Genomic DNA, 22,454 nt, shown 5'->3' on the forward strand with positions numbered 1-22,454 from the left:
GTCAGGCCCCCAGTTCCGCCGGGCGCCCCGCCGACTTCGGCTGGCTGCGCGCCAGCTCGGCGTGGATGATCAGGCGTTGGTAGTTGTCGAACTTCGGGTTGCAGGTGGTCAGGGTGAGCATCGACCTGGTCGGCTTCTGCCCTGGCTTGCCCGGCACGGGCGCCACGACCTCGACCTGGGTGGGCTTGACGATCCGGCTCTGCGTCACCTTGTAGACGTGCCAGTCGGTCTTGCCCTCCACCACGATGGCATCGCCGTCGTTCAGCTCGTCGAGCCGCCAGAAGGTGGCGCGGTTGCGGTGCCCGGCGACGGAGAAGTTGCCGACCTGGCCCGGCAGGGCGCTGGACGGGTAGTGGCCCGGCGCGTACCGGATGTCCTTCTGGGTGACGCCCTCGACGACGACCCAGTTCTTGTCGAGCTTGGGGATGTGGAGCCCGGCGATGGGCTTGCCCTGCACGGGCGGCTTCGGCTTGGTGGAGGCGCTCGCCGAAGGGGCCACCGTCGGGTCGCCCTCGGGACCCCATGCCTGCGCCAACTGCTGGCTGAGGTCGTTCTGGTGGGCGTCGACGATCGCCGACTTGCCCCAGACCTCGTAGCCGGCGAAGAGCAGCACCACCAGGCCGAAGGTGATCAGCAGTTCGCCGCTGATCCGGATGCCGGTACGCAGCCGGGAGCCCAGCGACGGCCGCGTGAGCTCCGAGTAGACGCTCTTGTAACCCTCGCCGGTCTGCTCCGGTCGGAGTTGGACCACGCGCTCGCCCCGGCGTGGCCGAGGCTGCTCGGTGGGGGCGTCGGCGCTGTCCGGCTCGTCCGTCTTCGGGGGACGAGGCACCGCGCCCATCAGGGCGGTCGACTCGACGAGGGCGGCGGTCGGGCCGGTCGGCGTACGCCCCGGGACGGCCGGGATCAGGGCGGTGGCCCCCGCGTCGCCGCCGTGGCCGGGGCCGGCCGGGGACACCGGGGTCGACGGGCCGCTGGCCGACGCGCCCACCTTGGGGATGAAGGCGGTCGGTGCGTCGCCGGTCGGCCGGGCTTCCCGGGCGGCGGCTCGGTCGACCGGCGGGCGGACGGGGTGCTGCCCGCCGCCTGGTCCAGCGGCTCCGGCCGCTGCGGCGGTGTCCGGCCGACGGCGAGCGTCGTGCGGTGGGCCGTCGTGTCGTGCGGTGCCGTGCGACGGAGCGGCCGGCCGGATCGGGCCGGCACCGGACCACGGCGCACCGGCGTCGGGGCCGACGGGCGGGCCGGACCGGGCCGGGCCGGGGCGACGGAAGTCAGCGGAATCCGGGCGGTCGAACCCCGTGGGACCGGGTCGACGGGAGTCGCCGGCTCCACGCCGGTCGGAGTCGGCGGACCCGGGCCGGGCGGAGTCCGTGCGCCCGGGCCGGTCGAACGCGGTCGGTCCGGGGCGGTCGAAGTCGTCGGGTCCGAGGCGATCGCGGTGGCCGGGCCGGTCGAAACCCGAAGGCGCCTGGCGGTCGCGATCGCCGGACCCCCGCCAGTCGAGGTCGAGCCCGCGCCGGTCATGGCCGAACCCGCCCTGGTCAGGACCGGACTCGCGCTGGTCACGGGCGGACTCGCGCTGGTCACGGCCGGACCGAGACTGATCATGGCCGGACCCACGCTGGTCGAGGTCGGCGGGCCCCGGGCGGCCGAGATCCCTGAACTCCCGGCGACCGAGGTCGGCGGGGCCGCGCCGGTCGTGGTCGGTGGGGTGGGACCACCCGAGCTCGGCGGAGCCGTGCCGACCGAGGCCGGCGGGACCCTGCTGGGCGGAGTCGGCGGGGTCGGGTCGGGCGAAGTTGGCGGGGCCGGGGCGGCCCAGGTCGGCGGGGCCGGGGCGGCCGAGGCCGGCGGGGCCGGAGTCGGCGGGGCGGCGCCGGTCCAAGTCGGCGGGGCCGGAACGGCCGGGTTCGGTGGGCCGTCCGGGGGCGGTGACGGAACGGGCCTGGTCGGCGCTCGGCGGGAAGTGCCCGGGGTTCGCGGGGCGGCCCGGCTCCGGTGCGGGGCGGGCGACGCCGGGCGCGGCGAGCGACCACCCGGCGGAGGGACCGGCGGGCGCGCGACCTTCGGTCGTGGCCGGGTCGGGCCCGTGCGACGGGCGGGGTGCCGGGGAGCGGGACGGGAGCGTGGGCTCCGGCCAGGCGCCGGCCGGGGCCGGGCGGGCCGGGGCGGGCGCGGGCCGGTCGACGCGGGGCAGGAAGGCGGTGGGTCCGTCATCCTGGTCGCGGTGGCGGTCGTCGCGATCCTCGGACCAGTCGTCGGGTGGGCGACTCACCGGGGCACCGTCGCCGAGCGCAGTGTGGTCGAGTCCTCGAACGCCGGCACGGTGACCGTGGAGACGGTCTCCTTGTAGCCGAGCTTGTAGTCGTCGACCAGGTCCCTGAACAACCGGACTCCCTGAGAGTCGGCGAGGGCCTGCTGCAGGGCAGCGGGGTCGCCGATTGCTACGATCTTGAACGGTGGGGAGTACACCCGGCCGTGCAGCAGCAGGGTGTTACCCACGCAGCGTACCGCGCTGGTCGACAGCACGCGGACGTTCATGATGGACATGGCCTCGGCGCCACCCGCCCAGAGGGCGTTCACCACCGCCTGCACGTCCCCCTGGTGTACGACCAGGTCGTCGTTGGTGGCCCCGGCGGGCAGCGTGCCGTCGTTGCGCCGGGGCGCGTCGTCGAGTTCCACCGTCACCCCGGGCCCCGCGAGCGCGGTGAAGCCGGCGTCGTCCCGGCTGGCGGCGGCCCGGTCCTGCTGTTCCCTGATCGGCCCGTCGGAGCTGGCGAGGGCGTTGGTACGGCCCTCGACCTCGGCGCGCAGATTGGCCGCCCGCTGCTCGCTGGCCGCCACCTCCGCGCGTCGGTCCTCGATCAACTGGTTGAGCTGGGGACGGCGGTCCTCGCGCAGGGCGGTGCCGCCGGCGGTGGTGGCCGTGGTGGTGAAGAGCAGCCCGGCCGCGGCGGCGATCAGCGGCACTCCGATCGACCAGCCCGGTCGTCGCTGCCGTGGGCGCCGAGGCAGCAGCCCGGCGACCGCCCGCCGGAGCACCTTCTGCCAGGAGGCCGCGCCGGATGTGTACTCCACCGAGCGTTCCTTCCCTGTCGTCTGGTCCGGCCCGCAGAGGCGCGGGCCGCTGCGGCGACCCGAACAGTCCCGCCTTTTTCGGTCACTGGGTGCATCGGCCTCGCCCCATTCGTGGATTGGGCGGGCCTTCGGGACTACGCTAGCTGTCGAACATTATTGGCCATGGACCGTCGCCCCCGCGCCCGGTTGTCAGGCCGGACGAGGTCGTAACCCCTCTGGAGAGCGCCGTGCCCAAGTCTCAGGTCCGCAAGAAGAAGGTGTACACCCCGCCGACGGACGTCCGTCCGACGGCGACGGCGGCGACGCGCAAGCCTAGCCCGGTGTGGCTGCCGGTCTCGGCGGTCGCCTTGATCGTCTTCGGCATCGGCTGGCTGGTGGTCTACTACCTCTCCGAGCAGGAATACCCGGTCATGGCGTGGGGCTACTGGAACCTCGCGGTGGGCTTCGGCGCCATGGTCGCCTCCCTGATCCTGCTCTCCCGCTGGCGCTGAGCGCGGCCACCTGACGCACCCCGCCGCCGACCGGGCGGTGGGGTGCCCTGGCACGACCGGCCCTGCCGTCGGCGTTGCCCCGGGTGCGCGGCGCGACGGACGGCCCGCTGCCGTGGCAATCCATGTCACTCGGAGGAGCCCCTACCCGGCGGTTGCGGTGCCTGCGTCCTATGGTGTGCGCAGGGCGGCGCGGCCGGAGTGCGAGAAGACTCACGTTACTGCTGGGTAACCTTGCGCGTAGGCTGCACTGCATGACCGAGCGGAGCGAGGTCATCGACCGGTCCGGTCGAGGGTGCGGCAGCTGCGGCTCGCCGATCGCGCCCTGACCCGGCCCCGGTCGCCGAGCCGCTCGACAGGCAGCAGACCGGGAGGCCAACTCGATGGGCAGCGTCCAGATCGTCACCACGATCCTCGCGTTCGCCATCACCGCCGTGGCGGTGTGGCTTGCGGCACGCGCGGTCATGAAGATGGTGGCCGTCATCCGGCTGGGTCAGCCGGACCCGACCCGCTTCGGTGACAAGGGCACCCGTACGAAGACCATGCTGGCCGAGACCGCCGGCCACACCCGCATGCTCCGCTGGAGCGTCGTGGGCGCGGCGCACTGGTTCGTGATGGTCGGCTTCGTCGTGCTGTCGCTGCTGGTGCTGGAGGCGTACTTCGAGGTCGTCACCCCCACCGGCGGGCTGCCGCTGGTCGGCGACTGGGCGATCTACGGGCTGGTCACCGAGTGGCTGGCGATCCTCGGCATCGTCAGCATCCTGGTGCTGATCGCGATCCGGCTGCGTAACCGGCCCACCCGGCCGGGCGGGAAGTCGCGGTTCACCGGCTCGACCATGTGGCAGGGCTACTTCGTCGAGGGCATCATCCTCGCCGTACTGATCATGGGCTTCGTCATCCGGGGCTTCAAGGTCGCCACCGACCACTTCGAGTACCCGGTCTGGGCCACCCCGCTCAGCCACGCCGTCGGCGGACTGCTGCCGAACTGGGAGGCCGGCGTCAGCCTCGCCGCGCTCGTCAAGATCGCCATTTCGATGACCTGGCTGATCGTGATCGCGCTGAACGTCACGATGGGCGTCGCCTGGCACCGCTTCCTGGCCTTCTTCAACATCTTCTTCAAGCGCGACCCCGGCGCCAACGTCTCCGGCCTCGGCGCGCTGCGCCCCATGACCAGCCAGGGCAAGCCGCTGGACTTCGAGGAGGCCGACCCGGAGTCCGACCAGTTCGGCGTCGCCCAGGTGGAGCAGTTCACCTGGAAGGGCCTGCTGGACTTCAGCACCTGCACCGAGTGCGGGCGCTGCCAGTCGCAGTGCCCGGCCTGGAACACCGCCAAGCCGCTGTCGCCGAAGCTGCTGGTGCTGAGCCTGCGCGACCACGCGTACGCCAAGGCTCCTTACCTGCTGGCCGGCGGGGGCAAGGACCTGACCGGCGAGGAGAAGGCCACCGCCGCCCAGCTCGCCCACATGGACGTGCTGGCGCTGGCCGAGGCCGAGAGGCCGCTGATCGGCACCGCCGAGGAGGGCGGCGTCATCGACCCGGACGTGCTCTGGTCCTGCACCACCTGCGGCGCCTGCGTCGAGCAGTGCCCGGTCGACATCGAGCACGTCGACCACATCGTCGACATGCGCCGCTACCAGGTGCTCATCGAGTCGAGCTTCCCGTCCGAGGCCGGCGTGATGCTGCGCAACCTGGAGAACAAGGGCAACCCGTGGGGCGCCCCGCAGAACACCCGCGAGGACTGGACCAAGGGCCTGGACTTCGAGGTGCCGCGCGTCGGCGAGGTCGACGACTTCGAGTACCTCTTCTGGGTCGGCTGCGCCGGCGCGTTCGAGGACCGGGCCAAGAAGACCACCCGGGCGGTCGCCACGCTGCTCAACGAGGCGGGCGTGAAGTTCGCGATCCTCGGTGAGGGCGAGACCTGCTCCGGCGACCCGGCCCGCCGGATCGGCAACGAGTTCGTCTTCCAGATGCTCGCCCAGCAGAACGTCGAGACCCTCAACGAGGCGTTCGAGGGCCGGGAGAAGAGCAAGCGGAAGATCGTCGCCACCTGCCCGCACTGCTTCAACACCCTGGGTAACGAGTACGGCCAGCTCGGCGGCGAGTTCGAGGTGGTCCACCACACCCAGCTCCTGGCGCACCTGGTCGCCACCGGCAAGCTCACGCCGGTGCAGCCGGTCGACGGCGGCGTCACCTACCACGATCCCTGCTACCTGGGCCGGCACAACCGCGTCTTCGCCCCGCCGCGTGAGGTGCTGGGCACGGCCATCGCCGGCGAGCTGACCGAGATGCCCCGCAACAGCGAGCGCTCCTTCTGCTGCGGCGCCGGCGGCGCCCGGATGTGGATGGAGGAGAAGATCGGCAAGCGGATCAACGTGGACCGCGTCGAGGAGGCCATGGCCACCGGGGCGAGGACCGTCGCCGTCGGCTGCCCGTTCTGCTCGACCATGCTCAACGACGGCGTGAACGGCAAGGAGGCCGGCGAGCAGGTCGAGGTGGTCGACGTGGCCAGCGTGCTGCTCCGGTCGGTGAAGCCCGAGCAGGCGCCGGGCGGCACCGACACCGAGCGGCTGCCGGTCGCCGGCTGACGCGTACCTCTGCGACGCCCGACGGCGGCGGCACCCTTGCGGGGCCGCCGCCGTCGTCGTTCAGGAGGTCGTGCTGGTCACGATGGCGACCGTGGCCGCCGTGGTGGTGGCCATCAGCACGGCGGCCTGGGTCTCCTCGATGGCCTTCCTCGTGGCGGCGGACGCCCAGTCGTCGGCGGCGATCTCGGTCAGCCGCCGCTTGACGTGCTGTTTCGGCAGCTCCGCGAAGAGCTTGCGGTCCAGGCCGACGGCCCGCGCGAGACCGATGAGCGCGGCCGTGCGCGCGTCCACCGGGCCGTCGGCGGCGATGGCGGCGACCATCCGCTGCCGGGCCTGCGTCTCCACCGCCGGCTCCGCCCCGGTGGAGGACGGATAGCGGGTACGCGGGAAGAACCACAGCACCTTGTCGGAGTCGCGGCGCAGCACGCCGGCGGTGACCAGCCCGTCCAGCACCTGCTCGGGCAGGTCCTTGGCGAGCCGACTGATCCAGTCGCCCGGCTTGCGCCGCTTCTCGTCGGCGGCGATCCGGCTCAGCGCGTCGTCGAGCTGCCGCTGCCCGACGGGGGTCGGATCGGTCACCACCAGCCGGTCGTCGACGATCTCGACCCGGCCCGCGAGCGCCAGTTCCAGCAGCAGGGCGCCGGCCAGCCCGTAGCCCAGCGTGGGCTGGCCGAGCTGGTTGACGCCCGCGTCGTCGTAACCGAGCAGGGCGAGTTCGTGGGCAAGGGTCAGCGGGGCCATGTCCCGACGGTAGCCGGGACTGGCGAGCCGGGCAGGTCGGGCCCGTCATCGGCCGCCGTCCGCGGCGTGGTCGTCCCCGCGAGGTGCATCGAGCACGATGGTTGTCGGATGGGCCGATACCCTTGGTACGCAAGCAGTTGCGCAGGCGTGAAGTGCGCCCCGGTCGCCTTGATTCCGCTGCCGGCCTTCCCTAATGTTGGGCACCGGCCGCTGTAGGTCGTCTGTCTCGCCCCTCTTCCCTCGCGCGAGGCGCCAAGCGGCCGGGTTGCAAAAGGAGTCGGTGCCGGTGGCAACCATGCCCCCTCATCGTCACGCACCGGGACGGTCCGCTCGTCCGGGTGGCCTGCGCAGGGCCGCCCACCGTCTGCTCACCCTGGTCGCCGCGGCGGCGGTCGGCGCCGGCATGCTGGCCGCGCCCGCCCACGCCGAGCCCTCGGTCGACGAGATCGAGGCCGCGATCGACAAGAAGTGGGAGCAGCTCGAGCCCACGATCGAGCAGTACAACAAGGTGCGGGCGCAGCTGAAGGTCAACCGCAAGAAGTCGGAGGACCTGCAGAAGAAGATCCAGCCCCTGGCGTTGGAGAGCGAGCTGGCGATGGACCGGGTCGGCGACCTCGCCTCCCGCTACTACATCTCCGGCCCGTCCCAGGAGATCGGCGCGCTGCTGGTCAGTGCCAAGCCGGACACGCTGACCGAGCAGCTGACGCTGCTGGACCGACTGGCCGCGCAGGAGCGCAAGCAGCTCGAGGGCGTGACCAGGGTCCGCGAGAAGTACGACGCGGAGAAGCAGAAGCTCGACACGCTCATCGCCACCCAGACGAAGCAGCAGGCAGACCTGGCGGCGAAGAAGAAGCAGATCGACGCCGACATCAAGAAGCTCGAGGCGTCGCTGCCGGTGACCACCGTCAAGACGGAGAAGTGCCCGACCATCAACGGCGTGGTCAGCGACGCGGCCCGGACCGCGATCCGGACCGCCTGCGCGCAGGTCGGCGACCCGTACGTCTGGGGTGCCACCGGCCCGAACTCGTTCGACTGCTCCGGTCTGACCCAGTACGCCTACAAGGCGGCGGGGATCCACCTGACGCACTTCACGGGTGCGCAGTGGAGAGAGGGCAAGGCCATTCCACGCTCCGAGGCGCGCCCCGGCGACCTGGTCTTCTTCAAGGCCGACCTGAGCCACGTCGGCCTCTACCTCGGCAACGATAAGATGGTGCACGCTCCCCGGGCCGGCAAGCCGGTCAACGTCTCCAGCATCAACACGATGCCGGTGGCCGGGTTCCGCCGGCCCGGCTGATCCCTCGCACACGCAACGGAAGGGCCCCCGGTCGGATCGACCGGGGGCCCTGTCGTCGTGCGGTGGGATCAGCGGGGCGCGCCCAGCGGGGAGGGCACCAGGTTCACGTCGTCCAGGTTGACGTACATGATCCGGTGACCGAACTGGACCTGCACGTACCGGTTGTCGCCCCGGACGACCGTCTGGTCGTGGGGGGCCGAGCCGTCGAACGTGGTGGCCCGGTAGTACTCGCCGGGGAGCAGGTTGCCGACGGCGTACCGCTGGCCGGCCGAGAGGGTGTACTGCAGCGGCGAGATCGCCTGGTACGGCACGCCCTCCGGGTATGCGGCCTGCTCCGGGTAGGCGCGGCCGTACACCGGGATGGTGGCCTTACCGGCCTTCGGGGTCACCACGAAACCGACGGACCACTTCGCCGTCGGCTTGGCGGCGGGGTTGTGGAACCACGCCTTCTGGCCGAGGTACCAGATCGCGGTCCAGTCGCCCTGCACCTCGGCCAGGGCGTACGTCTGTCCGGCCGAGACCCGGGCGCCGTGGTCGGAGACGTACGTGGTGTTCGGGGTGCCGTCGGGCCGCAGCGCGATGTCGTTGACCAGCGGCGCGTCGTGGCTCGGCGCGTTGTGCAGGAACAGCGCCGAGGAGCCGCGCAGCGGGCAGGGGGCGGTCGCCGGGGGCGGGTTCGGCACGCCCGGGGGCTGCCGGTTGCAGCCGGTGAACGGCGGCTGGTTGGTGGCGAAGTCCGGGTCGATGGTGACCAGCCCGGTGCGGTGCGTACCGGTCGACCTGAACGGCGCCTTGAGCAGGTCGAAGTAGTGCGACCAGTTCCAGTACGGTCCCGGGTCCCAGTGCATGCCGCGCACGTTCGCGGCGACGGTGCCGGGGACGTTGTCGTGCCCGATGATGTGGTTGCGGTCCAGCGGGATGTTGTACGCCCGCGCCAGGTGGCGGACCAGCTTGGCGGAGGTGCGGTACATCGCCTCGGTGTACCAGGTGCCGTGACCGGCGAAGCCCTCGTGCTCCAGGCCGATGGACTTGGCGTTCACGTACCAGTTGCCGGCGTGCCAGCCGACGTTCTTGGTCTTGATGTGCTGGGCGATGTGCCCGTCCACCGAGCGCAGGGTGTAGTGCCAGCCCACCCGCTTCGGGTCCTTGACCAGGTTGACGCTGGGACCGAAGTAGCCCTCGGTGTCGTGGATGACGATGTACTCGATCTTCTGCTGGGTGGGACGGTTCCCCAGGTCGTGGTTGCCGTAGTCGCCCAGGGTGGGGCCGTAGTTCTCGTACGGCGCCGGGATCCACTCGCAGGAGATGTCGCTCGGGCACTCCAGCCCGTCGGGCCGGGTGAGCTTGCGCAGGCGCAGCCGGTCGAGCCAGGAGCGTTGCGGCTGGACCGCGCTGCCGGCCAGCGTGACCCGCTGCCCGTCGTCGGTCAGCCGGCTGTCGCCGGTGGCGATGGTGGCGTACACCTCGTTGGCGAAGGCCGCCGCGGCGTCGGCGCTGTCCGCGCCGGAGTACCGGGCCACCGCGCCGTACCAGGCCGCCGGGTCGGTGCCGGCGCCGACGGGGGCGCCGATCTCCTTCTGGTACGCGGCCAGCAGCGCCGCGCCGCCCCGGATGTTCGCCGCGACGTCCGTCCGCAGCGACTCCTCGCTGGCACCCGTCAGTTCGGCGGCGGCGTCGACGGTCCGCAGCGCGGCCTCGGCCGGCGGCGCGGTGGCCGGCGGCTCGTGGGCCTCGGCCAGGGACGGGCGGGAGTCGTCGCCGCGCGGGTCCTCGGTGCCCTCGTCGTGGTGGGTGCCGCCGGAGAGGGCGGCGACGTGCTCGGCGTCGGTGAGGTGCATCGGTCCGTAGCCGCCGCTGGTGCTCGGCGTGCCGGCGTTGGTGTCCCAGCGGGACTGCAGGTAGGAGACCCCGAGCAGGACGCTCTCCGGCACGCCGTACTCGGCCGCGGCGGCGGCGTACTGCTGCTGCCGGTCGGTCGCCGACGCTGCTGCGGCGGCGGGTCCTGCGGCGGTGAGCGGCGTCGCCGCCAGGGCGGCGGCCACGGCGGCGGCCAGCAGGACGCGTCTGCTCCTCGATGTCGCTGACAGGTGCATCAGACCCCCAGTTCGGGCGGGCAAAGGTGGGGTCACCTTCGCCCCGTTCGCCGCCTCTGGTCAATACCTTTCCGTCAGACACTTCACGAGGAAGGAAATCTTCGTTGCCCGGGTTGCGGATCCGCCCGACGTGGATGAGTACGGAGTGTCACCGCGCCCAGGGTTGCGGATAGATAACGGTCGTCTCTACTCTGGTCATTCGTCGGCCGGTGACAATCCGTCCAACCAGGGCGGTGACGGTCCGACACCGCCGAGTCGCTCGCGAGCGAGCCGGGGACCCAGGTACCCCGGGGTGAATCCGCAGTCCCTGCGGTAGGGCGTCCCTTCCCGCCCGAACCCGTCAGCTAACCCGGTAGGCGGTACGGAAGAAGGAGTACTGAGCCCGGTGGCACACCATGCCCCGCGGCCACCGTCGGACCGGTCGGCCCTCGCCGACCCGACGACGGCTGCGCCGCGCCCACGCTGGAACCGCTGCACCACCGCCCTCGCCGCCCTCGCCGCGTTCGCCGTCGTCCTGACCGGCGGAGCCACGGCGGTCCACGCCGAACCGACGGTCGCCGAGATCGAGCGGCAGATCGACGAGGACTGGAACAAGCTCGAGCCGATCATCGAACGGCACAACGCCACCCGGCAGGACCTGGCCGCCAGGCGGAAGCAGGCCGACGCGCTCGCCGCGCAGATCGGGCCGCTGGAGAAGCAGGTCGACCAGGCGATGGAGAAGGTGGGCGCGCTGGCCGCCCGCGCCTACAAGGGCGAGAACGTCTCCGCCGTCAACGCCCTGCTGGGCAGCCGCTCGCCGAGCGAGATGCTCGGGCAGCTCGAACTGCTCGACCGGTTCGCCCAGCACCAGCAGCAGGACGTGCGGCAGGTCGCCGAGCTGCGCGACCGGCTGGCCGCGAAGAAGGCGCCGCTGGACGAGATGGTCGTCCAGCTCAGCCGCACCGAGGCCCAGCTCGCGGCGAAGAAGAAGCAGATCAACGCCGAGATCGACCGGTTGCAGAAGCTGCGGCTGCGGGTCTACGGCAACGGCGGTGGCGGGCCGCTGCGCCCCGCGCCCTGCCCGGCCAGCTACCCCGGCGGCGGGGCCGGCACCGCCGTGAAGTTCGCCTGCGCCCAGATCGGCAAGCCCTACGTCTGGGGCGCCGAGGGGCCGAACTCGTACGACTGCTCCGGCCTGATGCTCGCCGCCTGGGCGAAGGCCGGGGTCTCGCTGCCGCACAACGCCGCGCAGCAGCGGCGGGCGACCGCGTCCGTCAGCCGGGGCGAGCTGCGCCCGGGCGACCTCGTCTTCTACTACAGCGACCTGCACCACGTCGGCATGTACGTCGGCGGGGGGTGGGTGGTGCACGCCTCCCGCGCCGGGGTGCCGATCAGGATGAAGAAGGTCGACGACGGCCCGATCCACAGCTACGGCCGGCCCGGCTGAGGTGCCGAGGAGGGCCCTTCGACGGCGGGGCCCTCCTTCACGCCCGGGAGCGGGTCAGCGCGTCGGCCAGGTGCGCCAGTGCTGCCAGGAGCGGCTCGGGGTCGGCCCGCGCTGCCCCTGGTAACGGGAGCCGTAGACGGCCGAGCCGTACGGGTGCTGCGCCGGCGACGAGAGCCGGAAGATGCAGAGCTGACCGATCTTCATGCCCGGCCAGAGGGTGATCGGCAGGTTGGCCACGTTGGAGAGTTCGAGGGTGACGTGACCGGAGAAGCCCGGGTCGATGAACCCCGCAGTGGAGTGGGTGAGCAGGCCGAGGCGGCCCAGTGAGCTCTTCCCCTCCAGCCGCCCGGCGAGCTGGTCGCCGAGCGAGATGACCTCCAGCGTCGAGGCGAGCACGAACTCGCCGGGGTGCAGCACGTAGGGCTCACCCGCCGGCACCTCGACCATCGACGTCAGGTCGTCCTGCTGCTGGGCGGGGTCGATGTGGGTGTAGAGGTGGTTGTTGAAGACCCGGAAGAGCTTGTCCAGGCGTACGTCGATGCTGGAGGGCTGCACCAGCGCCGGCTCGAACGGCTCCAGCGCGAGCGTTCCCGCCTCGATCTCGCGGGCCAGGTCGCGGTCGGAGAGCAGCATCCGCACACCTTAGCGAGCCACGCGCGTGACCTGCGTGTCGGAGTGCGTGTTCGTACAATTGTTCGATAGAATGCCCGCATGGCTTCCTGGTCCGAATTCGCCGCCGACGAGCCCCGCCTCGCCGATGGGATCCGCCTTCTCATGCAGCAGTACGGGCCGGGCTTCGGCTACCTGGCCACCGTCCGCGCCGACGGTGGGCCCCGGGTGCACCCGGTCTCCCCGGTGATCACCGACGAGGGGCTCTTCTGCTTCGTCGTCGACTCGCCCAAGCGGCGCGACCTGGAGCGCGACGGCCGCTACGCGCTGCACTCCTTCCCGCCGGAGGAGAGCGACGACGAGGCCTACGTCGCCGGTCACGCCCGGCCGGTGACCGACCCGGCCCGGGTCGCCCGGCTGGCCCACAGCCACCGGGCCGCGCCGCAGGTCGACTGGCAGGTCTTCGAGTTCACCGTGGACGTGGCGATGCTGGCCCGTCGCGAGGCCGGCGTCCCGGGCGGCGCCGGCGAGTGGCACGGTCGGCCCGCCGTGCAGGTGTGGCTCGATCCCCGTGCGGCCGCCGCGGGCACCGCCGTGGTGCCCGAGGCGCGGTCGGGGTGCGTCGGCAGCCGCGCCGCCCGCTCGGCCGCCTGAGACGCGGTGTGGCGCCCCGGCACCGTCCCCGCCCGGGGCGTCACACCGTGACCACCGCCCCACCCCCGTGGCCGCCCGTCGGGCCGTGCAGACGCAGGGGCCGGGCCCGTTCGAGCGGGGCCGGCACCGAGGGATCGTGCGGAGGAACTACGCCGCGCGGTAGGCGTTCCAGGCGGTCAGCATGCGGCTGGCCTGCCCGGCGGTGAACTGGTACATGCAGGAGTCGTAGCTGTAGTCCATGAAGTTGGTGATCGGGTCGACGCCCGGGGCGGTGCAGGTGTCCCGCCCGGTGGGGCAGCCGGAGGCCGGCGACGCCTCGGCCGCGGTGTCGCTGACGCTGTCGCCCGAGCCGGAGCAGCCGCCCTGGAAGGTGTGGTAGAGGTTCAGCCAGTGGCCGACCTCGTGGGTACCCGTGTCGCCCTGGTTGTAGTTGGTCGAGGTGCCGCCCGGCAGCGACTCGTTCAGCACGACGACGCCGTCCGTGCTGCTGAGCTTCCGGGTCGGGAAGGTCGCCCAGCCGAGCAGGCTGTCGCTCAGCTCGCCCAGATAGATGTTGAGGGTGTTCTTCCCGCCCGTACGCAGCGAGGTCTTCATCGACCGCTCCGCCGAGGAGCCCTGCACGATCGGGTACCAGGACGGGTTCGTGACCCGGTTGATCTTCTGGAGCTGGAAGCTGAACGCGGTTGCCGCGCCGCCGGTCGCCCCGCTGAACGACTGGTTCAACACGCTGATCTGCGAGTTGATCATGGAATCGGGGATGTTGCCGCCGGCCCGGGTGCTGTTCTCCTGGATCACGTGCACCACCACGGGGATGGTGACGGCGGCGGCCATCGTGGAGGCGCCGGCGCCGGCCCGGAACCGCGCCCGCTCGCGCAGCGCGGCGGCCAGGTCGGCCTCGCGTTCGCGGGTCTCCGCGAGGGTCAGCTCGTTCGGCTCGTGCATGGCCCCGCCGCCCGGCTTGACGCGGGCGTCGGAGTGGACGTCGGCCGGCTCGACGCAGACCTCGGCCGGGGCGGCGGAGATGGCCGAAGCGGCCGGTACGACGCCCACGGCGGCGGTGCTGAGCAGCAGCGCGAGGGTCGTCGACGCGACGCCGGCCGTGCGCCGGGTCAGCAGGTTGGGACGGAGTCCCATGGGCCCACCTCTTTCTGGCGGCGCGACAGGAGGTGTCTCACGCCGTGGCTGAAACGTTGGGCAGACGTTACAACCCATCGAGAGATTTGAGAACGCCCATATGTTGCCGTGGTGGAACTTTTTCCCGGCGGCAGCGTTCCGTGACCGCCGTACGGCGACGGGGATGCGACTCGCAGCCCCGGGGGCTCGGACCGGGGCGCGCGGATCGGGCTCGTCGGTCCCACCCGGGCGGTTGACGGCTGACGGCTGACGGTGGCGCGGCGAGCGGTGGCCCGGCGAGCAGTGGCGCGGCGAGCGGTGGCGCGGCGAGCGGTGGCGCGGCGCGATCTTGGTGAATTGAGGCCCCCATGAGGGCCGTTCGCTGCCAAGATCGCAACGTCGGGTGGTGTCGGAGGGGTACCTGGGTGCACCGGCGTGACGACTCAGGTACAGTGGTGCCGCCTGCGGGTGTAGTTCAATGGCAGAACATCAGCTTCCCAAGCTGACAGTGCGGGTTCGATTCCCGTCACCCGCTCCACGCGAAAGGCCCTGGTCAGGACGCGAGTCCCAGCCAGGGCCTTCGATTCTCCAGGGTCAAGGATCATGCCGCGTGCCATTGGCGTGCCATTAGCTCCGGTCGGAGGAGGGCGGTTTGCCTGCGAAGCTGACCCGAGACGAGGCGATCCACCTCGTTGAGCGGATCATGCGGCTCGACTACGCGGACAACGCCGAGCTCAACGACTGGCTGGACCGGCTCGAACGCGACCTGGGCTATCTGGATATCTCGGATCTGATCTTCACGGTTGTGCCGGAGTTGACGCCGGCCGAGATTGTCGACCGAGCCAGCGCCTATGAGCCGATCGCGATGCGGACTACACCATGGACAGAGCCGTCGACCACCTAGCTTCACCTGTCGCCGTGCTCCTTGCTAACTTTCTTGCCAGCCCTGTCTTTCCGCTTGCCTTTGCTCTCCGGCTTCTTGAGCTTCTTGCGGTCGGCGCGCACCGCCTCGTTCAACGCCTTGGCGATGGCCCGATCCGCCTCAGCCGTGGCGTGCTGATAGATCAATGCGGCCTGGGATGAGTCGTGCCCCATCCGCCCCATCAGATCGCGGGTGCTCGCCCCGGTCCGCGCGGCGAGAGTGTTACCGGTGTGTCGCAGGTCGTGAAAGTGCAGATGCGGTTGCCCGATCCGCCCGACGGCAGCCTTCAAGGCGGCCCGCAAGCGGGCCGCGCCGGCCCGGCCCCGGCCTGCTGGCGACCTCCGGCCGGCATCGGCCGGGCCGGCCGGCGACGATGGGTGGCGGACCTGGTCCGGCGGCTGGCCCCCACCGAGCCGGGCTGGCGAGCACTCGACCTGGGCTGCGGCAACGGCGAGTTGCTCCTGCGGCTCTGCGAGGCCCACGGCATCGCTGGCGACGGGGTCGAGCGCGACGGTGAACCGGCCCGGCAGCGCGCGACGGAGCGGGGGATCTCCGGGCGGGTCACGTTCCACAGCGCGGACGCCGTCGGCTGGGACCGGCCAGCCGACCTCGTCGTCAACGTCGGGGCCGGCCACATCTGGGGCGTCACGGCGAGTGCCCTCGCCGCGCTGCACCGGCTCACCGCGCCCGGCGGGAAACTGCTCTTCGCCGACGGCTTCTACCAGGCCAGTCCCGACGACCGGGTCCGCGACATCTTCGGCGACCTGCCCGATCTGGGGACCCTGGCCCGGCTTGCCGTGGACGCGGGATTCCGTCCGCTGCACATCGCCGTGTCCACCCTCGCCGAGTGGGACGACTTCGAGTCCGACTGGCGTGCGGGCATCGAACGTCTCGGCACGCCGCAGGCGCGCGCGTTCGTCGACGAGCGGCGCGACGAGTATCTCAACGGCTACCGCGACGTCGTCGGCTTCGGCTGGCTGATCCTGACGCCGGCCTGACCCCCGGGACGCTCCGCCACGTCGATGCGGCCTGAGTGCCGGAACGGCCCGCCACGTCGGTGGCCTCCGCGTTCGCAGGCTGGACCGTCCGGCCGAGCGGCCCGTCGCCTCAGCGGTGCCGGTCGTCGTCGGGCGGGAGGCTCCCGGCGAGACGGTGCAGCCGGGCCAGGTCCGCGCGTCCACGTCGCGCGGCTCGTAGCCGGTGTTGAACAGCAGTTGCTGTGCCACCGAGATGCAGGCGACCCGACGGCCGGCGATGGTGCCGGTGTGAAGCAGCCCCTCGGCCAGCGGAAGGTGCCGCCGCCGATCCACGCCCGGCACCCGACCGCGGAAGGACCGCCGATCGGTCGTACGGTCCGCCTACGCTCCCGCCGTGATTGCGAACCTCTCCCAGTTGCTGAGTTCCCTACCGCCCGCGACGCTGCCGCCCGGCCGCATGGTCGAGCCGGAGGACGGCGGGCCGCCGCCGTACTGGCTGAGCGACGCCCCGGCCGATCCGGAACTGTGGGCGCGGATGCGGTCGCGGCACCCGGGGTCCGGGCTCTGGCCGTTGCTGCTCAGCGGGTTGTCGAGCGACGAGAGCCGCCCGTGGGTCGACGGGGAGGTGTCTCCGGCCGACATGTCGTCGCCGGAGCGCCACGACGCGGCGGAGCTGCTGGCGCGGTGGTGGGCCGGCTGCACGACGGCCGACGAGGAGGAGACGCTGGCCGCCACCGCCCCGTTCGGTCGGAACTGGCCCGGCCTGGCCGTGCCCGGCGACCAGGCGGAACGCCCCGACGCGCTCGCCGACGAGTGCGTGGGTTTCCTGGCGGACGCGCGGACGCGCCTCGGGCTCGTGCCGGCTGTCCGCAGCGCGGACACCCTCGCCGTGGTGGGGTGGTCCGGCCCGATGAACCACACCGGCGACGCCGGGGAGATCTCGGCGGTGCTGCGGAGCTGGGAGGACCGGTTCGGCATACGGGTGGTCGGCGTCGGCTTCGCCACCCTGCACCTCAGTGTCGCCGCGCCGCCGAAGTCCATCGGGCACGCCCTGGCGGTCGCGGCCGAGCACTTCGCCTTCTGCCCCGACAACGTCTGGCAGGGCGCCGGATCTGTGGCCGCCTACGCCGAGCAGATCGTCGGCATGCCCTCCTGGTCGTTTTGGTGGGACTGACACCCACCACGGTGGAGATCCGGCGCGTCCTGTCGTCAGGTGAAGAGGCCGTCGTCACGCATCCAGTCGTACTCAGGTCCCCGCTGGCCACCTTGACCCGACTGTGGAGGCTGCTGTGACTCGGCCACAGAAGGCTGGGAGGAGGTCGGAGGATCGGCTACGGGAGGTCGGGGTGAGGGCGGTGGCGGGTACGACGTCCGGGAGTCGAGCCCCTGGAACCGCTCGCGGAGCTCGATGACGTCCCGCTGCAGGTTGATGATCTGGTTGCGGAGTCGGTGCTGAGCTTCGTCGGACTCCTGCCGGTGGCGATCGAGTTCGTGGTAGCGCTCGTCAGCGACGTCGCGTGCTTCGGCGAGATCCACACGGGTCTTGAACTCGCGCTGCTCGAGTTCCTCGTACTCGCGCTTCTTCTGCTCAAGAGCCGCCTGGCTGTAGTTCGCCTCTTCATGTGCGCTGCGTACGCGTCGCTCAAGCGACTCAGCAGTCTCTTCGGCGGTACGGACGCGCTTCTGGAGCGTGGCGACCAGCCCGTCGAGTTCCTGCTTCGTCTGACGGATGAGGTCGTGAGCCGACTGAAGGGTGGCGTAGTCCTTCTGAAGTGAGTCGAGCTGGCCCTGAAGGCTGGCAAGTTGCTCACGAAGCCGCGCGGAGAACTCCTCACCGCGTGCGAAGCTCTCCTGGAGCCGTGCGATTTCCTCCTGCAGCAGGATGACGCGAGTGGTGGGGTCACGAGCCTCTTCCGGTGAGGAGATCGCGTCTTCCACCGTCGCCCCGTCGACAATCACCTTGCCGGTGTAGCGGGGCGGTCTTTCCCGGTGCACCGAGTAGTAGATGCCGGCAAGGCGTTCGACCTGGCGCTCGCGCCAACCTTCTTCGGCGTCATCCGGGGCGCAGTGATCGAGAACCCATTCAACGAGCTGCCATTTGGGCCTGCCATCGAGCTGGCGACTGATCAGCTTGTACGGGTCTGGCCTCTTGGTGGCTTCCTGGACCTTGTCCGCCAGGCGCCGCATCGAGCCGTACCCCTTGCCGTGTCGACTCTCCATGAGCTCACGGAGCGCCTTGCTCAAAGGGTTTGCGGGCTGCCTCAGGGGGTTCACGACCGTATGTTTACAGGGGCGATCCGGGTGAAGGCAGTCAACTTCCGGCCACAAGGAAATGTTTGGGTGCATCGATCAGCGCATAACGGACAACATCCATCCTCTGGGGAATTTGAAGCCGACGAGTCGCTGGTGGCTGGATGGCAGGCAGCCACTTCCCGGCAAGCGGAAGTGAGTGTCTCTCAGATCTCCCGGACGCGGTGAATTCGGTCGGCTCGATCATGCGTTGGGGTGGCTGCCAACGAGGTTCTGACAGGTCAGCGACGAGACTGAGGCGAAGTTCCCGATCGTCCAACTGCGAGGAACTTCCGATCCGTCCGTCCGACGGCGGGAAGTCTGCAGCCAGGAAATTGCACGTCTTCTGGAGATCCACTCGGACGTGGTGCCATTTCTGTGCTGACGCAACCGCGTCGGCAAGGCTCAGGGGCGTCTACCGCATCGCGCTCACGATCGAGGTGGACGCCCCTCCTGGATCCCGAGGGGACCCACATGGCGAGCATGGCCGAACCACCGGCCGGTACAGAAGACCTGTCGCCCTCCGACCCGATGTCGAGTCAGAACACGCCGGTTCAGCGCGACAGCGGCACCTGGACCGCGGTTGCCGCTGTCGTTCTGGTGCTCGGCGGTGCTGCCGGACTCCTGCTGACCGGGCACACCCTGCAGGAATCGTTGATCGGTGCGGGCGGTCTGGCCCTCATCGGCGGCCAGGTCGCGCGGCGCATCGTCGCCGACGCCGGTCCGCTGCCCACGATCGTCGTGGCTTTCGCCGTGACCGCGTTCGGCGCGCTGATCTATCTGCAGGGTGCCACCCTCACGGAGGCCGCTGCGGGCGCCGGTATCGGTGGCTTCGCGGCTGGGGAGATCGCCGCCCGCACGTTCGGTACCGATCCGCGAGCGCGGCGGAGGGTGTAGCGCTGATCAGCACAGGGTCGGCTTCGTCGTTGCTGTCGCACTGCGGCGCAGCGCCGGAGCCGACCGGCACCCTCCAGGGCTGATCGTCACCCACCCCCACCATCACGCCCCCGGGCGATGTCCCGGGAGATCAGCCGACGGCGGCCGTCGGCAGCGGGGTGCGCCGGGGCACGGCGGCCAGCGCCAGCCCGAGCAGCGCGCTGGCCGCGCCCACCACGAACAGCAGCGAGGCCGCCGGCTGACCGAGCCACTCCCAGAGCGGGTGCCACGCCGGGTGCGGCTCGGCGCGGTGGTGCCGGAGCAGGCTCGGGACGGTCAGCAGGACGGGCGCCCACCAGAGGAACAGGGTGATCGCGAGCAGGACGCTGACGGCTCCCCGGGCGGGGTGGGCCGCCTCGGTGCGTCGGCTGGCCCACCCGAAGACCAGCCAGCCGAGGGCCGCTCCGAGCAGGCCGCCGGCGATACCGGCCGGCAGCACGGCCGGTGGAGCCGACCGGTTCAGGGTCAGCGACAGGTTGCTGCCGTCGGGCGCGGGCGGGGAGGCGACATGGAGCTGGAGGACGGTGTCGCCGCGCCGGGCGAGCAGGGTGGTGTCGGTGATCGTGACGGCGGGGGCGCACGTCTTGTCGACACAGCCCGGATAGCTGTGGACCGTCGGGGCGTACGTCTGCCAGCCGGTCTCGCGCAGGCGCCGCTGTGCCAGCGCGAGCGTCTCGTCGGCGGACATCCGGGGCGTGCCGGCGGTGCCGGCCACGACCTCGCTCCGCTGGTATTCGCCGCCGTCGCCCAGCAGCAGGTTGTCGAGCGCCCGCACGGTCAGCGGCTGGCTGTAGAAGGTGAAGAGCGCCGGCGCCAGGTCGACGTCGCCGAGGTCATGACCGGGCAGCACGGCGGCGAAGACGGCGGCGGTCTCGGCCCGGCCGGGCGGCGGAGCAGAGGTCTCCCAGGCGGCCCGGGTGGCGAGGGCGGCGGTGAACAGGCCGCAGATGACGGCGGCGAGGGTGGCCCAGACGCCGACCGTACGGCTGGCCGGTCGTCCCAGCCGGCAGCGCAGGCCGTGCCGGATCAGGTCGGCGGCCTCGCGCGCCGTGGGCCGGGTGCGGCCCGGGGGCGCCGCGTCCAGCAGGACCCCGACCATCTCGTCGGCCCGGGCCCGCCGGTAGGCGCGGGGGTGGCAGAACAGCAGCCGCCGGTAGCGGCGGGCGAGGGGGTCGCCGGTGGGCGGCATGGCTGTCCCTTCCGATCGGTACGCGCCGGCGGACCGGTGCGAGTGAGGCGGACGATGGTGGGCCGGTCCTCCGGGGCGGGGAGGCGGTGCGGGGGTGCCGACCCGCGTCCGGTGCTGCGGGTGCGCGTGATGCCGGGTGCGCCGACGTGCGGGTGCGGTGGTGCGGGTGCGGCGGCGGTCAGGCGGTGCCGGGACGCAGAGCGCGCAGCCGGGTCTCGGCGGCGGTGGTGAGCTGGCGCAGCCGGGCGGTCTCGGCGTCCAGGGCGCGGATCCCGTCCGGGGTGAGTCGGTAGTAGCGGCGGAGCCGGCCGTCGACGGTCTCCTCGCGGTCGGGCGCGACGAGTCCCTGCGCGTGCAGCCGGTCGAGCGCGGCGTAGAGGGTGCCCGGCAGCAGGGTGACGCGTTGCGCGGACAGCGCGGTGACCTCCCGGATGATGCCGTAACCGTGCCGTGGACCGCCGGCCAGCGCGGTCAGGATCAGGAAGGTCGGCTCACGCATCGCGGTCACGGACGACACGATATTCAGATCATCGATATATGGTCAAGACCCGTGCCGGGGCCGACGGTGGGACGGTGCCGGTCCTAGGCTGGCGAGCATGCGGATTGGCATCGTGATCCTTCCCGACCAGCGCTGGGCCGACTCGCGACGCCGCTGGCGGCAGGCGGACGAGTGGGGCTTCGACCACGCCTGGACGTACGACCACCTGGGCTGGCGGGACCTGGTCGACGGGCCCTGGTTCGACTCCGTGACCACGCTGACCGCCGCCGCGACCATGACCTCCCGGATCCGGCTCGGCACGCTGGTCGCCTCACCGAACTTCCGACACCCGGCGGCGTTCGCCCGGCAGGTCACCGCGCTCGACGACGTCTCCGGCGGGCGGCTGCTGCTCGGCCTCGGTGCCGGCGGGATCGGCTTCGACTCGGCCGTGCTGGGCGGGGAGACGCTGCCGCCGCGCCAGCGCGTCGACCGGTTCGCCGAGTTCACCGAGCTGCTCGACCTCATCCTCCGCGAGGACGGCACCACCTGGCGCGGGGAGTGGTTCACCGCCGTGGACGCCCGGAACAACCCGGGCTGCGTGCAGGCGCCCCGGGTGCCGTTCGTGATGGCCGCCAACGGGCCCCGGTCGATGCGGCTGGCGGCGCGCTTCGGCGAGGGCTGGGTCACCACCGGCCCGGCGGTGGAGGAGCTGGAGAGCTGGTGGGACGGGGTGGCCGGGGCCGCCGCCCGGATGGACGCGACGCTCGCGACGGCCGGTCGTGACCCGGGCACCCTGGACCGCTATCTCTCGCTCGACTCCGCGCCGGTCTTCTCGCTGCGCAGCGCCGAGTTCTTCGCCGACCAGGTCGCCCGGGCCGCCGCCCTCGGCTTCACCGACGTGGTCACCCACTGGCCCAGGGCCAGCAGCTGGTACGCCGGTGACGAGGCCGTCCTGGTGGACGTCGCCACCGGTCTGCTGCCCGAGCTGCGTCGCGCCTGACCGGGCGCCTCCCGCGCGTACGTGGTGCCGGAGGCGTCAGCCCCGCCGGCCGGCGGACGCGTCGAGCCGGCGTGCCTCAGGTGCCTAGGTCTCCGGTGGCGATCCCGCCGTCGCCGCCGGAGACCAGTCGGAATCGGATGCAGACGACCTCGCTGTCGTCGGTGACGGGGGTGCCCACCCCGGCCCAGTAGGCGGCGTGACCCGCGCGCCACTCCTCGATGGAGCGGTCACCCTCCCCTTCGGATCGGGCGAAGTCCCACGGCACGTCCGCGAAGCGGACCACCTCGACGCCGGTGACCTCCACGACGCCGACCAGCGCGTCCTCGTCGTCGACGAGGGCCAGCCGCTCGCCGACGTGCTCCAGTTCCTCGCCCTCCTCGGCGTACTCGCGGGTCAGCCCGGCGGTCGCCGTCTTCACGCCGGCGAGCGCCAGGGTATTGAGCCGCGTGCGCAGCTCACCGGGGGTGCCGAGGGCGAGGGTGCGCAGTCCACCGATCCGAGGCCACATCCTGCCGACGGTACCGGCGCCGCCGACCACCCGCCGCATCTCCGTCCCGTCCCGCCGGTCCGCCCGGCGGAGGC

Annotated in this window: 21 protein-coding genes, 1 tRNA gene, 1 pseudogene and 1 riboswitch; of the genes and pseudogenes, 11 read left to right on the forward strand and 12 right to left on the reverse strand. The window is 71.9% G+C overall.

Features of this window, described 5'->3' with window-relative positions; genetic code table 11:
* Position 1 precedes the first annotated feature (1 nt).
* Together V6U77_RS02550 and V6U77_RS02555 are read right to left on the reverse strand one after the other, a co-directional pair.
* Positions 2 to 991, reverse strand: a complete 990-nt coding sequence (locus tag V6U77_RS02550) for a class E sortase (RefSeq protein ID WP_442934356.1) — start codon at positions 989 to 991, stop codon at positions 2 to 4.
* Between the two features lie 1,280 nt (positions 992 to 2,271).
* On the reverse strand, positions 2,272 to 3,078 hold the full coding sequence (locus V6U77_RS02555) for a DUF881 domain-containing protein (protein ID WP_334604473.1): 807 nt from the start codon (positions 3,076 to 3,078) through the stop codon (positions 2,272 to 2,274).
* A 227-nt stretch (positions 3,079 to 3,305) separates the two neighbouring features.
* On the opposite strand from V6U77_RS02555, the gene V6U77_RS02560 reads away from it, so the two are divergent.
* Together V6U77_RS02560 and V6U77_RS02565 are read left to right on the forward strand one after the other, a co-directional pair.
* Positions 3,306 to 3,569: a cell division protein CrgA gene (locus V6U77_RS02560; RefSeq protein WP_089002723.1), complete on the forward strand. Its 264-nt coding sequence runs from the start codon at positions 3,306 to 3,308 to the stop codon at positions 3,567 to 3,569.
* A gap of 380 nt (positions 3,570 to 3,949) precedes the next feature.
* A complete protein-coding gene (locus tag V6U77_RS02565) occupies positions 3,950 to 6,151 on the forward strand; it encodes a (Fe-S)-binding protein (protein ID WP_334604474.1) in 2,202 nt (733 codons plus the stop codon).
* Between the two features lie 60 nt (positions 6,152 to 6,211).
* Here V6U77_RS02565 and V6U77_RS02570 read toward each other — a convergent pair whose 3' ends face one another.
* Positions 6,212 to 6,892: a GOLPH3/VPS74 family protein gene (locus V6U77_RS02570; protein ID WP_334604475.1), complete on the reverse strand. Its 681-nt coding sequence runs from the start codon at positions 6,890 to 6,892 to the stop codon at positions 6,212 to 6,214.
* A gap of 295 nt (positions 6,893 to 7,187) precedes the next feature.
* On the opposite strand from V6U77_RS02570, the gene V6U77_RS02575 reads away from it, so the two are divergent.
* Complete coding sequence (locus tag V6U77_RS02575; RefSeq protein WP_334604476.1) at positions 7,188 to 8,186, forward strand: C40 family peptidase; 999 nt, start codon at positions 7,188 to 7,190, stop codon at positions 8,184 to 8,186.
* A 68-nt stretch (positions 8,187 to 8,254) separates the two neighbouring features.
* Here V6U77_RS02575 and V6U77_RS02580 read toward each other — a convergent pair whose 3' ends face one another.
* Complete coding sequence (locus V6U77_RS02580; protein ID WP_334604478.1) at positions 8,255 to 10,279, reverse strand: N-acetylmuramoyl-L-alanine amidase; 2,025 nt, start codon at positions 10,277 to 10,279, stop codon at positions 8,255 to 8,257.
* Between the two features lie 238 nt (positions 10,280 to 10,517).
* Positions 10,518 to 10,652: riboswitch (cyclic di-AMP (ydaO/yuaA leader) on the forward strand.
* Between the two features lie 12 nt (positions 10,653 to 10,664).
* Between V6U77_RS02580 and V6U77_RS02585 the strand changes: the two genes are divergently transcribed.
* The gene (locus V6U77_RS02585; protein ID WP_334604479.1) at positions 10,665 to 11,705 is read left to right on the forward strand and encodes a C40 family peptidase; all 1,041 of its coding nucleotides are present in this window, start codon (positions 10,665 to 10,667) and stop codon (positions 11,703 to 11,705) included.
* A gap of 54 nt (positions 11,706 to 11,759) precedes the next feature.
* Here V6U77_RS02585 and dcd read toward each other — a convergent pair whose 3' ends face one another.
* Positions 11,760 to 12,338, reverse strand: a complete 579-nt coding sequence (gene dcd, locus V6U77_RS02590) for a dCTP deaminase (RefSeq protein WP_334604481.1) — start codon at positions 12,336 to 12,338, stop codon at positions 11,760 to 11,762.
* 78 nt (positions 12,339 to 12,416) lie between these two features.
* On the opposite strand from dcd, the gene V6U77_RS02595 reads away from it, so the two are divergent.
* Positions 12,417 to 12,968, forward strand: a complete 552-nt coding sequence (locus V6U77_RS02595; protein WP_334604483.1) for a pyridoxamine 5'-phosphate oxidase family protein — start codon at positions 12,417 to 12,419, stop codon at positions 12,966 to 12,968.
* Between the two features lie 147 nt (positions 12,969 to 13,115).
* On the opposite strand, the gene V6U77_RS02600 is transcribed toward V6U77_RS02595, so the two are convergent.
* Positions 13,116 to 14,102 (reverse strand): zinc metalloprotease, encoded by a 987-nt coding sequence (locus V6U77_RS02600; protein WP_334604484.1) that lies wholly within the window; start codon positions 14,100 to 14,102, stop codon positions 13,116 to 13,118.
* 443 nt (positions 14,103 to 14,545) lie between these two features.
* Between V6U77_RS02600 and V6U77_RS02605 the strand changes: the two genes are divergently transcribed.
* Positions 14,546 to 14,619, forward strand: a tRNA-Gly gene (locus V6U77_RS02605).
* A gap of 114 nt (positions 14,620 to 14,733) precedes the next feature.
* Positions 14,734 to 14,985 (forward strand): e9imm peptide, encoded by a 252-nt coding sequence (locus V6U77_RS02610; protein ID WP_334604485.1) that lies wholly within the window; start codon positions 14,734 to 14,736, stop codon positions 14,983 to 14,985.
* Positions 14,986 to 14,987: 2 nt separating this feature from the next.
* Here V6U77_RS02610 and V6U77_RS02615 read toward each other — a convergent pair whose 3' ends face one another.
* A complete protein-coding gene (locus V6U77_RS02615; protein WP_334604487.1) occupies positions 14,988 to 15,293 on the reverse strand; it encodes a tyrosine-type recombinase/integrase in 306 nt (101 codons plus the stop codon).
* 87 nt (positions 15,294 to 15,380) lie between these two features.
* On the opposite strand from V6U77_RS02615, the gene V6U77_RS02620 reads away from it, so the two are divergent.
* Positions 15,381 to 16,001 carry an SAM-dependent methyltransferase gene (locus V6U77_RS02620; protein ID WP_334604489.1) on the forward strand — a complete coding sequence of 207 codons (621 nt, stop codon included), beginning with the start codon at positions 15,381 to 15,383 and terminating at the stop codon, positions 15,999 to 16,001.
* Positions 16,002 to 16,187: 186 nt separating this feature from the next.
* On the opposite strand, the pseudogene V6U77_RS29995 reads toward V6U77_RS02620, so the two are convergent.
* A pseudogene (locus V6U77_RS29995) lies at positions 16,188 to 16,322 on the reverse strand (nucleotidyltransferase domain-containing protein); the annotation flags it as partial.
* A 52-nt stretch (positions 16,323 to 16,374) separates the two neighbouring features.
* Here V6U77_RS29995 and V6U77_RS02625 point away from each other — a divergent pair.
* Positions 16,375 to 17,154, forward strand: a complete 780-nt coding sequence (locus V6U77_RS02625; protein ID WP_334604491.1) for a DUF4253 domain-containing protein — start codon at positions 16,375 to 16,377, stop codon at positions 17,152 to 17,154.
* Between the two features lie 35 nt (positions 17,155 to 17,189).
* Here the strand turns inward: V6U77_RS02625 and V6U77_RS02630 are convergent, their stop codons facing one another.
* Positions 17,190 to 18,200 carry a hypothetical protein gene (locus tag V6U77_RS02630; protein WP_334604492.1) on the reverse strand — a complete coding sequence of 337 codons (1,011 nt, stop codon included), beginning with the start codon at positions 18,198 to 18,200 and terminating at the stop codon, positions 17,190 to 17,192.
* Positions 18,201 to 18,743: 543 nt separating this feature from the next.
* Here V6U77_RS02630 and V6U77_RS02635 point away from each other — a divergent pair.
* On the forward strand, positions 18,744 to 19,166 hold the full coding sequence (locus V6U77_RS02635) for a hypothetical protein (protein ID WP_334604493.1): 423 nt from the start codon (positions 18,744 to 18,746) through the stop codon (positions 19,164 to 19,166).
* Between the two features lie 130 nt (positions 19,167 to 19,296).
* Here the strand turns inward: V6U77_RS02635 and V6U77_RS02640 are convergent, their stop codons facing one another.
* Positions 19,297 to 20,394 carry a hypothetical protein gene (locus V6U77_RS02640; protein ID WP_334604494.1) on the reverse strand — a complete coding sequence of 366 codons (1,098 nt, stop codon included), beginning with the start codon at positions 20,392 to 20,394 and terminating at the stop codon, positions 19,297 to 19,299.
* A gap of 178 nt (positions 20,395 to 20,572) precedes the next feature.
* Positions 20,573 to 20,893: a PadR family transcriptional regulator gene (locus V6U77_RS02645; RefSeq protein WP_334604733.1), complete on the reverse strand. Its 321-nt coding sequence runs from the start codon at positions 20,891 to 20,893 to the stop codon at positions 20,573 to 20,575.
* Positions 20,894 to 20,990: 97 nt separating this feature from the next.
* Here V6U77_RS02645 and V6U77_RS02650 point away from each other — a divergent pair, with 97 nt between their 5' ends.
* Positions 20,991 to 21,872, forward strand: coding sequence for an LLM class flavin-dependent oxidoreductase (locus V6U77_RS02650; RefSeq protein WP_334604496.1), 882 nt, complete (start codon positions 20,991 to 20,993; stop codon positions 21,870 to 21,872).
* A gap of 76 nt (positions 21,873 to 21,948) precedes the next feature.
* Here V6U77_RS02650 and V6U77_RS02655 read toward each other — a convergent pair whose 3' ends face one another.
* Positions 21,949 to 22,380: an ASCH domain-containing protein gene (locus V6U77_RS02655; RefSeq protein ID WP_334604497.1), complete on the reverse strand. Its 432-nt coding sequence runs from the start codon at positions 22,378 to 22,380 to the stop codon at positions 21,949 to 21,951.
* Positions 22,381 to 22,454: the final 74 nt, after the last annotated feature.

Source organism: Micromonospora sp. CPCC 205546 (assembly GCF_036902715.1).
GTDB lineage: Bacteria > Actinomycetota > Actinomycetes > Mycobacteriales > Micromonosporaceae > Micromonospora.